This window comes from Bacillus sp. SA1-12 (assembly GCF_000981385.1).
Taxonomy (GTDB): Bacteria; Bacillota; Bacilli; order Bacillales; family Bacillaceae; genus Metabacillus.
This window is the reverse complement of the sequence record NZ_LATZ01000005.1, coordinates 95407-108262: the sequence shown is the minus strand read 5'-3', so window position 1 is coordinate 108262 and position 12856 is coordinate 95407. Positions and strand designations below refer to the sequence as shown.

General features: G+C 39.8%; 11 protein-coding genes. 8 read left to right on the top strand and 3 right to left on the bottom strand.

Annotated features, from left to right (window positions below; translation table 11 throughout):
• Positions 1-200 precede the first annotated feature (200 nt).
• The 7 genes from WQ54_RS05060 to WQ54_RS05030 all read left to right on the top strand — a co-directional run bounded on the left by WQ54_RS05060 (position 201) and on the right by WQ54_RS05030 (position 7521).
• Positions 201-1514, top strand: coding sequence for an ABC transporter substrate-binding protein (locus WQ54_RS05060; RefSeq protein ID WP_046513231.1), 1314 nt, complete (start codon positions 201-203; stop codon positions 1512-1514).
• Complete coding sequence (locus WQ54_RS05055; protein WP_046512987.1) at positions 1514-2395, top strand: carbohydrate ABC transporter permease; 882 nt, start codon at positions 1514-1516, stop codon at positions 2393-2395. The genes WQ54_RS05060 and WQ54_RS05055 overlap by 1 nt, the downstream gene beginning before the upstream one ends.
• Positions 2382-3212: a carbohydrate ABC transporter permease gene (locus tag WQ54_RS05050; RefSeq protein ID WP_046512985.1), complete on the top strand. Its 831-nt coding sequence runs from the start codon at positions 2382-2384 to the stop codon at positions 3210-3212. Before WQ54_RS05055 ends, WQ54_RS05050 begins: the two co-directional genes overlap by 14 nt.
• A gap of 18 nt (positions 3213-3230) precedes the next feature.
• On the top strand, positions 3231-4847 hold the full coding sequence (locus tag WQ54_RS05045; RefSeq protein ID WP_052737669.1) for an alpha-glucosidase: 1617 nt from the start codon (positions 3231-3233) through the stop codon (positions 4845-4847).
• Positions 4844-5788 carry a DUF1861 family protein gene (locus WQ54_RS05040; RefSeq protein WP_046512983.1) on the top strand — a complete coding sequence of 315 codons (945 nt, stop codon included), beginning with the start codon at positions 4844-4846 and terminating at the stop codon, positions 5786-5788. The genes WQ54_RS05045 and WQ54_RS05040 overlap by 4 nt, the downstream gene beginning before the upstream one ends.
• Before the next feature lie 10 nt (positions 5789-5798).
• Positions 5799-6857, top strand: a complete 1059-nt coding sequence (locus WQ54_RS05035; RefSeq protein WP_046512980.1) for a glycoside hydrolase family 130 protein — start codon at positions 5799-5801, stop codon at positions 6855-6857.
• A 133-nt stretch (positions 6858-6990) separates the two neighbouring features.
• Entirely contained in the window at positions 6991-7521 is a 531-nt protein-coding gene (locus WQ54_RS05030; RefSeq protein ID WP_231597452.1) for an AAA family ATPase, read from the top strand.
• 142 nt (positions 7522-7663) lie between these two features.
• On the opposite strand, the gene WQ54_RS05025 is transcribed toward WQ54_RS05030, so the two are convergent.
• The 3 genes from WQ54_RS05025 to WQ54_RS05015 all read right to left on the bottom strand — a co-directional run bounded on the left by WQ54_RS05025 (position 7664) and on the right by WQ54_RS05015 (position 11341).
• Positions 7664-7882 (bottom strand): DUF2922 domain-containing protein, encoded by a 219-nt coding sequence (locus WQ54_RS05025; protein WP_046512976.1) that lies wholly within the window; start codon positions 7880-7882, stop codon positions 7664-7666.
• Positions 7883-7919: 37 nt separating this feature from the next.
• Positions 7920-8138, bottom strand: a complete 219-nt coding sequence (locus WQ54_RS05020; protein ID WP_046512973.1) for a DUF1659 domain-containing protein — start codon at positions 8136-8138, stop codon at positions 7920-7922.
• 137 nt (positions 8139-8275) lie between these two features.
• Positions 8276-11341 (bottom strand): cell wall-binding repeat-containing protein, encoded by a 3066-nt coding sequence (locus WQ54_RS05015; protein ID WP_052737668.1) that lies wholly within the window; start codon positions 11339-11341, stop codon positions 8276-8278.
• Between the two features lie 231 nt (positions 11342-11572).
• On the opposite strand from WQ54_RS05015, the gene WQ54_RS05010 reads away from it, so the two are divergent.
• Positions 11573-12028, top strand: a complete 456-nt coding sequence (locus WQ54_RS05010) for a helix-turn-helix domain-containing protein (protein WP_052737667.1) — start codon at positions 11573-11575, stop codon at positions 12026-12028.
• Positions 12029-12856 lie beyond the last annotated feature (828 nt).

Here is a 12856-nt window from a genome sequence, read left to right as displayed (position 1 = left end):
ATTTGTAAGGTTACAAAATGGACTTTTAACATTTTGTAATTGTTTGTAATTTATTTTGTAACTTGAAATTGAGTTTTGTACGGATGATTTAATTATACTATTTTTTAAAGAAGGTTTGATAACGCTGTCATCTTTTGTGCAAAACTTTTACGTTTTTCTGCCTTAATAAAAGAAATGGGGGAATTAAGATGAAGGGTACAATGAAAAAAGGCATATCATTATTATTTGCCGCAACAGTAGCGGCATCCGCTCTATCAGGCTGTGCAAATAAAGACACAGAACAGGGAGCAGGAAAAGAGGGAGTAACGACAATTGAATTCTGGGCAGCGCCAAACCCAGCTCAGCAAGTATATTGGGAAGAGGTTGCAAAGGAATTTGAGAAGGAAAATCCTGATATCAAAGTCAATGTAAGTGCGATAAAAGAGAGCCCGTCATCGGAAGCAAGTATTCAATCTGCGATTGCAGGTAAAAGCGCACCGACGATGTCAGAAAATATTAATCGCGGGTTTGCTGCTCAGCTAGCAGACAGTAAGGCACTGGTTCCGCTTAATGAACTAGAGGGATGGGATGAGATTGTTTCTGCCCGTCAAATGACAGAAAGTGTTAAAGGCTGGCAGTTTGCTGATGGCAACCAATATGTTCTTCCTATTTACTCAAATCCAATGTTGTTTGGATGGAGACTTGATATTTTAAAAGAGTTAGGTGTGAATGAACCACCTAAAACATATAGTGAGATGCTGGAAGTGGCGAAAAAGCTAAAAGAAAAATATCCGGATAAATATGTGTGGGCAAAAGCGGATTTAGCTGATCCTACTGCATGGAAGAGATGGTTTGATTTCTTTATGCTTTATGATGCGGCAACAGAAGGAAATAATTTCATTGAAGGAAATAAATTTGTGGCTGATGATGAAGCTGGAATTAAAGTTCTTTCTTTATTAGATCAATTACGAAAAGAGGATGCATTGTTAGCAAAACAAGTAACAGATCCATTTGAAACCGGCCTGGGGATTTTCACTGATATTGGACCGTGGACATTCAGCTACTGGGCTGAAAAATTCCCTGAAATGAAATATGGCGAAACCTTTACGCTAGCACCGCCTCCAGTTCCGGATGGCGTTTCGACTGAAAATGTCAAAACATTTGCTGATACAAAAGGAATAGTTATTTATGCATCTGCTACAGATGAAGAAAAGAAAGCCGCTATGGAATTTATGAAGTGGGTTTATTCGAATCCGGAGAATGATTTAAAGTGGCTGGAAAAAACAAGCTTGCCGCCTGCACGTGATGACTTAGGAACAAATGAAACATTTACTGCGTTCTTTGAAAAAAATCCAGCATTACAGCCATATGCAAATGCTGTGCCAAATGCTATACCATCGATTGATAATGCAAAATACAACGAGCTTCAAACTTATATTGGGCAATATGCTGTAAACCCTGTAGTGAAAGGGGAAGTAGACCCTGAAAAAGGCTGGAATGAGATGAAAAAGGCAATTGAGGGGGATCTCAAGTAATGAGAACGAACAAGAGTAATGGATTGGGCTGGCTATTTGCCAGTCCTTACCTTATCTATTCAATTATTTTCTTTGCGATCCCACTTGTGTGGTCATTATATTTATCAGCAACAGATTGGAATTTAATATCACCTGAATTTAACTTTGAAGGCATCGCTAACTATATTGATGCCATTAAGTCACCGGGAGTTCAAGCTGCATTCTTTGTCACCTTTAAATTTATGGCCGTATTTGTACCGCTGGTTATTGTTTCTTCAATGATAGTTGCGGCAATCATTCATGGACTGCCTAAATTTAAAGGTATTTTTTTAATCGGATTTTTCCTGCCGTATTTAGCTTCTGGAGTTGTTTCTTCTTTAATCGTCAAAGGTCTCCTTTCCTACAATAGTCCACTTAATAAATTCTTGCGAGCGAATTTCGGACTGGATATCGATTGGTTGGGGTCCCCGTTTTCGGCTTTATGTGTGGTGGCGGTGATTATTGCTTGGAAATTCACTGGCTATTACGCATTGATTTTAACATCTGGCTTTGAAAGCATTAATACGGAAATTTACGAAGCAGCTGCAATTGATGGTGTTTCACCTTGGCAGCGTTTCTGGAAAATTACACTTCCTTTATTATATCCAGCGATTTATACAGTTTTAATCTTATCGATCGGTGTGACATTTGGGATTTTTACGGAGGTCTATCAATTAACAGGCGGTGGGCCAAATTTTGCAACCACTACATGGCAAATTGAAATTTTCAACCAGGCCTTTAAGAATCTTCAGGCTGGATATGCATCAGCAGTTGCGATTATTGCATCGGTTGTTACGTTTGTTTCCATTTTTGTTATCAGAAAACTACTAGAATTGTGGGGGAAACGCAATGGTTGGGTCTAATAAAAGAGGATTACTCCTTCGTTATATCGTTGCGATTATCTTATTGATCATAATGGTGTTTCCGTATCTCTATATGGTCTTGAATTCTTTTGCAGCGTGGGATCAAGTTGATAAAAAGCTGATTCCGACTGAATTTACTTTCCGTTCCTATGCATGGTTATTTGGCGGCGGTGATGTCGCTATTCCAAGGCCATGGATTCAAGCCTTTTTCAACAGTGTGATTGTGTCGGCAGGTTCTACCTTGCTTATGATGATTACTGGCGTTATGGTTGCCTATGCCTTAGCCAAAATGAACTTTAAGGGCAGAGAAACGGTTAATAATCTTATTTTATTTCAAATGTTTTTCCCAGCCATCATTTTATTGGTGCCTACTTTCTTAATTATTCAAAATGTAGGTCTCTATGATACGTTCTGGGCGATGATTATTCCGAAAGCCATGAGTCTATGGGCTGTCTTTATGTACACAAACTTCTTTAGAGCGATCCCGGATACCTTTATCGAAGCAGCAAAATTAGACGGGGCTTCCAATCTGCAAATTATGTTTAAGGTCGTTCTGCCAATGTCAAAATCAATTACGGCAGTCATTTTCTTATTCTTGTTCATGGAAAGATGGACAGAATTATTATGGGATATGCTCGTAGTTCGAAGTGACAACATGCTGACATTGAACGTGCTTTTATCGCAAATGTTTGGTCCGTATGGCGGCTATCCTGGCCCATTGTATGCAGCATCCGTGTTGTTAACATTGCCAATTATTATTCTGTTTCTATTCTTTGCGAAGAAATTCCAAGAAGGAATGCAGTTTACCCTTAAATAAGCTTTTGTGGAGGAATTTATGGAGCATTGGTGGAAAAAAGCGGTTTTCTATGAAGTGTATATGCCAAGCTTCGCTGATGGAAATGAGGATGGCATTGGAGATTTTAAAGGGCTAACGAAAAAGCTCGATTATTTTACGAATTTAGGGATTGATTGTTTGTGGCTGACTCCCTTTTATTCGTCTCCCAAAGTCGATAATGGCTATGACATCTCTGATTATTATCAGATTGATCAGGATTACGGAACAATGGCTGACTTTGACCACTTTATTGATGAAGCGCATAAACGAAACATCAAGGTTATTGCAGACCTTGTGTTAAATCACACATCATCGGAGCATGTGTGGTTTAAAGAATCAATTTCTGATCGAAATCATCCGAAAAGAGATTGGTATATTTGGAAGGATCCAATCGATGGTAAGCCGCCGAATAACTGGGAATCCTTTTTTGGAGGCTCAGCATGGGAGTTTGATGAAAAGTCGGGTCAATATTACTATCATGCGTTTGCAAAAGAACAAGTGGATCTTAACTGGACAAATCCTGAAGTGAAAGATGCCATGTTTGAGATGATGGCTTTTTGGCTGAACAAAGGAATCGATGGGTTCCGTTTAGATGTGATTAATTTTCTGAAAGTGAAAAACACGTTTGAAAATAATCCTATAGATGAAAACAACCAGCAAATCCATCAATATGATAAGGATCAAGCAGGAATATATGAGGTAATGAAAGAGATATCCGCCTTTGTCCATCAGTTTCCAGACAAGGTCTTAGTGGGAGAAGTGGGGTCAGAGGACATCGACTTACTAGCAACCTATAGCGGGAAAAACAAATTAGATGTTGTGTTTAATTTTAATCTCGGAAGTATCCCTGATTTTCAAGTGGAAACAATCTTTGAACAGCTAAAGAAAATGGAAGAAGTACATCATAAAGATCAACTTCCAACTCTCTTTTTCAGCAGTCATGATATGCCGCGGCATATTTCCCGTTTTGCTGAAGAAGGGTTGGAAGAGGAACGCGCGAAGCTGCTTGCGACACTTATGCTAACGGCAAAAGGGGTACCATTTCTTTATTATGGCGAGGAAATTGGCATGCGTGATTTAGTTCATGAGGATATCACCTTCATGAAGGACATTCAAGGATTTACGGCATATGAGCTTGCGATTCAAGAAGGCAAAACCAAGGAAGAAGCGTTGATAATTGCCAATGAAAAAAGCCGGGATAAATCGAGATCGCCCATGCAATGGGATGAGTCGGAAAACTGCGGGTTTTCAACAAAGAAACCATGGCTTTCCTTCCCAATAACGAGTGAAGGAATGAATGTAAGGCAACAGCTTAGCCAAAGTGACTCAATTCTTTCTTATTATAAAAAGCTCTTGGAATTAAGAAGAAACCATCCAGCTTTACAACATGGAGAATATCAGCTGCTTGAAATGAACGGTGACCTGATCTATTTCATAAAAGCTGCTGAAGACGAAAGAGTGATGGTCCTTATTAATTTTGGCAGAAAAGAAGCTGCATTACCGCCAGAAGCACATGTGGGAGCGGAAATTTTACTATCGTATAAACAGGAAGATTTGGATGCGGCAATTAAGCCGGGTGCCGCGTTCATTTTATGCCTAAAGGGGGATAAACCATGAATAAACTGATCAAAACAGATGTGAAAACATGTGAGAACTTATTACGGGAATTTCAACAGAAGAATCAGCCGAGTCATGCTGAAAAGCTCACTTTTAAAGGGGTTGGAGAAAGAGACGTCTACAATATAACAGCTCCATTTGAAGATGAAGGAGAACGTGTCATTGCAGGGAGAGTAGAATCACGCGACAGTGAGCATTCTGAGGTCTATTTCTTTGTTGAGAAAAATGGGGAATGGGTACCTAGAGAGGGTGCACCAGTATTTAAGCTGCAAGATCCCTTTTTTACAAAAATAGCAGGAGAGCTTGTGTTGGGGGGAGTGGAAATCTTCCCTCATCCAACGCTTGAAAATGCATTAGGCTGGCGTACGGTTTTTCTGAAGGGCGATAAGATCGCTAACTTAACAGAATTTGCAAAGGGTCCTGATGGAATGAAGGATTTGCGATTAATTGAACTAAACGATGGCTCGATTGGCATGCTTACCAGACCGCAGGGAGATAAAGGCGGAAGGGGGAAGATCGGTTTTAGACGACTGCCTTCTTTAAAACACGTAACAATCGAAGAAATTGAGAACACGCCGTTATTGGAAAACCAATTTGTTGAGGAAGAATGGGGCGGAGCGAATGAAGCACACCTGTTAGCAAATGGAAGGATTGGGGTACTAGGTCATATTGCGAATTTTGATGAAGAGGGAAATCGCCATTATTACCCAATGTCGTTTGCAATTGACCCTGAAACTGGTGACTATTCAGACATAGAGTTAATTGCTGTACGTTCCAATTTTCTTGAAGGTCCATCAAAGCGTCCGGATTTAATAGATGTCGTATTTAGTGGCGGCTTGGTCCGTAAGTCAGATGGAACAGCTGATTTATATGCTGGAATTAGTGATGCAGATGCACAAAAAATTACCATTGCAGACCCATTTTTACAATACGAAAACTAAGGAGTTAATCATGAATATCTATCGTTATGAACAAAACCCATTACTTACACCAAACGATGTACCGCCATTTCACGAAGGCTTTGAAGTGATAGGTGCCTTCAATGCTGGAATTGCCAAATTTCAGGACGAAGTCATTATGCTGCTTCGTGTAGCTGAAAGACCGATCAGTTCAGATCCAAATGTGATAAAAGCACCTGTTTTTAATCCATCAACAAATCAGTTGGACATTTATGAATTTCGTCAGGATGATCCAAATTTTGATCTATCCGATCCGCGTGTCATTAGGGAAACAACTAAGCCGAAATGGTCGTATTTAACCTCCCTTTCCTATCTGAGAATTGCGCGCAGCAAAGATGGACGTCACTTTACAGTGGATGAAAAACCGTTTGTTTACCCATCAAACGAGCTCGAATCGTTTGGAATTGAAGACCCTCGCATTACCCAAATCGATGATACGTACTACATTTATTTTAGTGCAGTATCACCGATGGGTGTAGGTGAATCGATGGTTTCGACGAAGGATTTTAAGACGGTTCAGCAACATGGTATGATTTTTGCGCCAGAAAATAAGGATGTCTTAATTTTCCCTGAAAAAATAAATGGGAAGTATTATGCTCTTCACAGACCAGTGCCAAACAGCAATGGGTCACCAGAAATTTGGATAGCTGAATCTAACAATCTCTTATATTGGGGAAATCATAAACACCTAATCGGGCTTAGACCTGGCAAATGGGATGATGGCCGAATCGGCGGAGGAGCTGTGCCATTTAAAACAGATAAAGGCTGGTTAGAGCTTTATCATGGTGCAAGCCAGGATCATCGTTACTGTATGGGAGCCGTATTATTAGATCTAAACGATCCTGCAAAAGTTATTGCCCGTTCTGAAAAACCTTTAGTTGAACCAGATGCTCCATATGAGCAAGAGGGATTCTTTGGCGGTGTTGTCTTTTCCTGTGGCGTCCTTGTAGAAGGCGATGTTGTTAAGATGTATTACGGAGTGGCAGATACATCAATGGCATGTGCAGAGTTAAGTGTTCAGGAAATCCTTGATTCATTAACCTATTTATAAGTAAGTTGGCCAAAACAGAGGAAGATCGGTTTTGGCTTTTTTGAGACTCGTATAATTCCAGACGATTAACGGTGTAGTTTGAGAGTTAGAAAGTTTCATATATAAATTTTTAAATAGAGAGGAGCTGAAAAAATTGAGTAATCCGACTGCCATCTATATCATTTCAGGTCCTTGCGGAGTTGGCAAATCGACTGTTTCAAAGGAAGTTGCCCGTATGATTAATAGGGGTGTATTAATAGAGGGCGATTTGCTCAATTCAATGATTGTCGGTGATTCGGAGCTAGCTTGGGAAGAGCGCTTGGAAATCAATTGGAACAACATTCTTTCCTTGACGAGGAATGTCATTTTGCATCATTACAATGTGGTCATTGATTATGTAGTTGAAACCGAATTAGAATGGTTTTGTCAGCAGGTTTCAGACTTGAATGTACAGATCAAATATGTCGTATTAACGGCTAATGAGACCCAATTAATTGAGCGTCTTAACAAAAGAGGAGACTCACATTTAATTGAACGGTCTTTATTTTTACTGAATGAATTTGAAACATCTGGTTTGCATCGGTTATATCGACTAGATACTACTGGCAAAGAACCATTAGAAGTGGCTCGAGATATTTTAAGTAATGTGTCTACATTTAAAAAAACAAGAACATTCAATGATTAGTTAACATGCCCTTATTATAAACGGATAGATGTTATCAACAGGACAAACTCGAGTAAATGAACTCTGCCGATAAAACATCATTTACTCCTAATAATAAACATAGCAGGGCTGACAACAACCAACCTGTCAGCCCCAACTCCGCTTAAGCAAGCGTAATTTCCGTTACATTGCGATCAATCATCCTAGCGCCCTTTTTAGCAACAAACTCCCCATCTGTTGAGATGAAAATATTAGCTGCCAAAATTTGATCCATCGCTGCATTTAGCGCAGTTTGATCAACGGGCTCAACCGGTGAATCAACGCTGATCTTCACTGTTTTTTCAGCTGTATTTAAAAATTGAAGTTCAAGTGTTTTCGCCATGTTTTTTCCTCCTTTCTATCGTTTTCTGTTTAAAATCTTACTCAGTGATTTGATTCGTGTCATTACGCTCAACATATAATAGAGTTTCAGTTTGCAAGCTTACAATTGCTTGTGCTTCTTGAAGCAATTGGTCAGGTGTTGCTGATGTTTTGACATTGTTGTAGTTTTTGCGTTTCGTTATTGCCTTTCCGTTTTCGTCCAAGCCCATGTCGAACACAAGGCTTAGTTGGGAATCCAGTAATGCTGCAACCGCCATGCTGTATCACCTCCTTTCACCCTTTATATATAGGGAAGGGGGATGTAAAGTAGCGTGTAGGTTAAAAGTTTTTGAGAAAATAAAAAAGCAGCGGAAGAAAAACGGGATGTTTTCCTTTCGCTGCTTGATAGTAAGTCTTATTGAAATAAGGCGTCAACTGCTTCGTTCGGTAGGGCTTTTTCGCCTCCAATGATGTAATACACCGAAGCATAGTCTGCGTATGCAGAAATAGTATCAATTGTTGTTTGTTTTGCTTTAGCCGGATCTGTTAAGATTATCGGGCTTCCATGCATTGCAGCTAACGCAGAGCCTGCTAGGGCATCTGGGTAATTATTGCCTGTTGCAATGAATGGTGTTGACATGTCAAGAAGATCCGAGAAGTTGTCGATAATCACGCTATTTGTTTCATAACGAGTTTCACCACTTAGACGTTCATATTCAGGGAAAACTTTAGCTGTACTATTCGATATGGCTTGTGTTCCGCCAATGACATACGAAAATTCAATCGTACTTGATTCAACAAACTCCAGGACAGAATTTGGGACACCATCTTTCTTCGTTAATAGAATCGGAAAGTCAAGAGAAGCGGCGATAGGTGCGATCGAAAGTGCATCAGCGTATCCTTGGCCGTTAGCAACTACTGCTCCATATACTTCTCCCATTTCTTCTGCAATTTTCACAGAAGTTTCATAGCGGTCTTTTCCGCTGATTCTTGTGATGGTTTCAACTCCCAGATTCTCAAGCTCTTCTTCAACATTAGGTGTGATAACAGATTCTCCGCCAATGATAATGACTTCAGATACATTTAAACGCTCAAGTTCTTCTTGTACTTTTGCAGGAATCCCATTTGTATTTGTCAGCAGCAATGGTGCATTGTAACGGTAGGCAAGAGGTGTAGCACTTAATGCATCCGGGTAATTATTGCCTGTTGCAAGAACGGTAACCTCTGATTCTTCCCAGCCATTTTTAGAAAGCTCTACAGCTGTTTCATAACGGGATGCGCCTGAAATACGCTCCTTAATGATCTCATTTGCCCGATCAATTGCTAAAATGGCTTCAGGGGCATTTAATCTTCCCCAGCCTGATACATTGTCAAACTCTGTAGACATTGCTTCTGCCGGAATGTCTGAATCTTCTTCAGAGTAGTATCCATTCATTGGATTATCATGTTCCTCGAATTTAACATTCTCAGCAGATAATGTCAGGATTTTTTCTACTTCCTTAGGTGTTAAATCAGGATTATAAGAAAGAACCAACCCTGCTACTGCAGCGACATGCGGTGCTGCCATCGATGTTCCTGTCGCATACGTGACATTTCCGTCAGGCATTAAGCTTGGAATGTCTGTTCCAGGAGCAACAAGGTCAATACCTGTGCCATAGTTTGAATAATCTGAGACGATATCCATTTTGTTCGTAGCCCCTACAGCCGTCACATATTTCGAAGAGGCAGGATAGGAAAGTTCCTCCATTCCATCATTACCTGTTGCTGCTACGACTGTTACGCCATGATCATATGCATATTTCAATGCATATTCCAACATACGGCTGTAAGAACCGCCAAGGCTAAGGTTAATCACTTGTGCTCCTTGATCTACTGCGTAAATAATACCGTAAGCAATTGACTCGGTATCACCCATTCCGCTAGCATCGAGCACCTTAACCGGAAGAATTTTTGCATGGCTGTTTATTCCCGCCATAGAGTATTGATTGTCAGCTTTCGCTGCAATAATTCCTGACACATGTGTGCCGTGTCCATTGTCATCCATTGCGTTGTTGTTATCCGCTACATAGTTGTAGCCCTGATCTTCAAGGACAACTCCATTTAAATCAGCAAGAGTATGGTCTACCCCAGTATCGACTACAGCAATTACAGTATCATCAAGCTGTTTATCCTTTAATAGGTCTTGGAGCTGTTCATATTGAATGTCGGCTCCTTCTTTGCCGCCGTTATTGCCGGCATTTTTAAGGGACCACTGATAAGGATATTGAGTATCCGCTGTTAATGAACGATACTCATTGCTCTGCTCAACAAACTCAACCTCAGGTAATTTAGAGATCTTTGACACAGATGCCTTAACGTCAGAATCGTTGCCGCTAGTCTCAAGTACAAACGTATTCGGGATCGCGGATTGCTTCACATTAAGCTTACCTACGGACTTAATTCCGTAAGATTGCATTTTTGATTGGACAGCACTCAATTTTTTGCCTTCCTTAAGTTTTACAATCAATTGACCGCTGTCACTTGCTTTAGGCAGAGCAAGTCCTGCTTTTTCCAGAATCGCTTTGACGGTGTAGTTCGTTACATTTGATATGCCGACTTGCTTTCCTGTCTGCTCAATTTGTTCCTTGAGAGAGGCAGGAACAGAATCAAGAGCAGTCGAATATAAGCGGTTGATCGCTTCCTGATCTTTCGCTGTCATTTTATAGGTGCTGCTGCTTCCGTTTTTCGCTACATCAGCAAATACTGCCTTCAGTTGCACAAGATCCTGATAAACCTTGTCTCGAAGTGATTTATTGAGAAGCAATTCTGCACTAAGGAATGGAGCAACTTTATAGTAAAGGGCAGTTAATTCCTTCCCTTTTTCCGTATTTGCAAGTACATCCTCTCGAATCGTTCTTAAATTTTGTAACATGGTTTTTTCATATTCTCTTTGCTTTGTACTCAACTCAACAGGGCATTCCGCTGCAGCAGCTGAGCTATCTGTAGGCGGAAGTTTTACTCCTTCATAGCCAATTGTATAAACAGGAGCAGGCATTTCAATCTCTTCCATTCCTTCTTCTACAGGAACTTCTCCACCATAATACTCAACTTTCACATAATATGGGCCTTCCCAGCCGATTGGAAAATCAATTACAGCTGGCTGGTCTTGAAAGGAATATCCCATATAACGTTCAATTGCCACATTATTTGCTGCGTTTTCTAAACTTGAATACACAGTGATATTCATTTCCAGTTCAGATTGCAGTTGAATGCGGTAATGTGTAAAATCCTTAATTTCGTTATCTTTCAGTTCAATTTTATACCAGTGTTCTTGTTCATTGTCTTCAAACTGAGCTTCAATCGGTTCAGTAATGGTAAGTAATGTTTCTGCTTCTGGTATATTCACTGTTTGAGCATTTGTTTGGAAAGGAGTCAGCAGTCCAACAAACAAAGCAAACAAAACGGCGAAAATAACCTTAGAACGAATTGAGTGTTTTCTCATGTAGAACCTCCAAAATATAGTGTAGTAAATCTTCTAACCTTCTCTATTAAAACATATTTCTATTAAATTGGGAATTATTTCTATTATCTTGCTAATTTTTCTGGAAGAAAAAAGGAATGATTTCCCAGAAAAAAATTTAATCTAACGCTACTCTACAGCCCCTTCACTTATATATGTAAGATGACAGCACGATAAAATGCTGATCTACCTGCATAAAAGGAGCTAACCAAAATGGAAAAGCTAAACTATGAAACCATACAAAAGCACCAATCATTTAAAACAATCGAGGAAATGGACCAAGCTGTCCGAGGGTTTTTGTACAAGCATAAGGCAGAGTTATCAGAAGGGATGCTTTCTGTTCTTCACGTGATATGGAAGCATTCGGTAAAGGTGATCGGGGTGTCTTATGCAAAATATGACTACATCGCAGAGCAGGTTAAGATGAGCCGGAGGACGGTATTTCGTGCAGTAAATACTCTGGAAGAAAAGGGGATCATTAAAAAAATTCCCACTGCCAGGATGAATGGCAAGCAGGGAGTCAACCTTTTAGTCATTCAGTCGTTTGCATCGGTAGAGGAGATGAAACATAACAAGTCACCCCAAGATGTCACCCTGCCTGACACTCTAATAAAACAGAGAACAAGCAAGGCTCACTCTGTGAGAAGAAAAGAGAACCCAATGACGTAAGAAAACCGCCAGAGCCGACCCTAGAGCAACTGGATGCCAGCTATCTTCCAGACTCTATTCATCAACGATTTATCGACACAGCCAAACCTTTTTTCAATGCCATCGATATTTATGGCCTATGGAAATGAGTATTGATCGCTTATAACAAGCTCAACTTAGAAAGATACATAGATGAGGTCACCCATTGTATCATCGATTCCTTTAAACAAACGGTGTTTACTAAGAAACTTGGTAAGATCCATTCAACCTTTGAAGGCTATTTTTACACGGTTGTTTATGCAAATTTACTAGTGGAGAAACGGCGAGAAAATAGGCATTTGCTTTACGATTTTATTGGAGATTGAGGAAAGAGTAGACCATTGTCCGTAAGAGTGTTTCTATCGGACATTCACACGATTTCCGAAGAGAGCTTTGTCTGTTAGAGCCTCTCTATTAAACATTCACATTTTATCCTAAGAGAGTTTTGTCTATTAGAGCGAATCTATCGGACAATTACACGATCTAAGAAGAGTGTTTAGTCTATTAGAGTCTTTCAATCAGACATTCTCATGATTTCCGAAGAAATATTTGTCTATTAGAGCCTTTCTATTGGACATTTCCATGATGAATAAAGAGAGTTTTGTCTTTGAGAACCTTTCTATCAGACATTTCCAATGTTTATGAAAAAGCCCTTGTCTTAAGAATCACAGCTGAAATAAGGCAAAATATATAGACTTCGTTAGGATAATAAACCTATTAACTTTCTATAGACAGGAAGAAAGTTTTGCTTTTGTCAATAAAGTGCAGATCCTGCAAAAATGGGCAAACGTTAATACATGGGAATTCAAA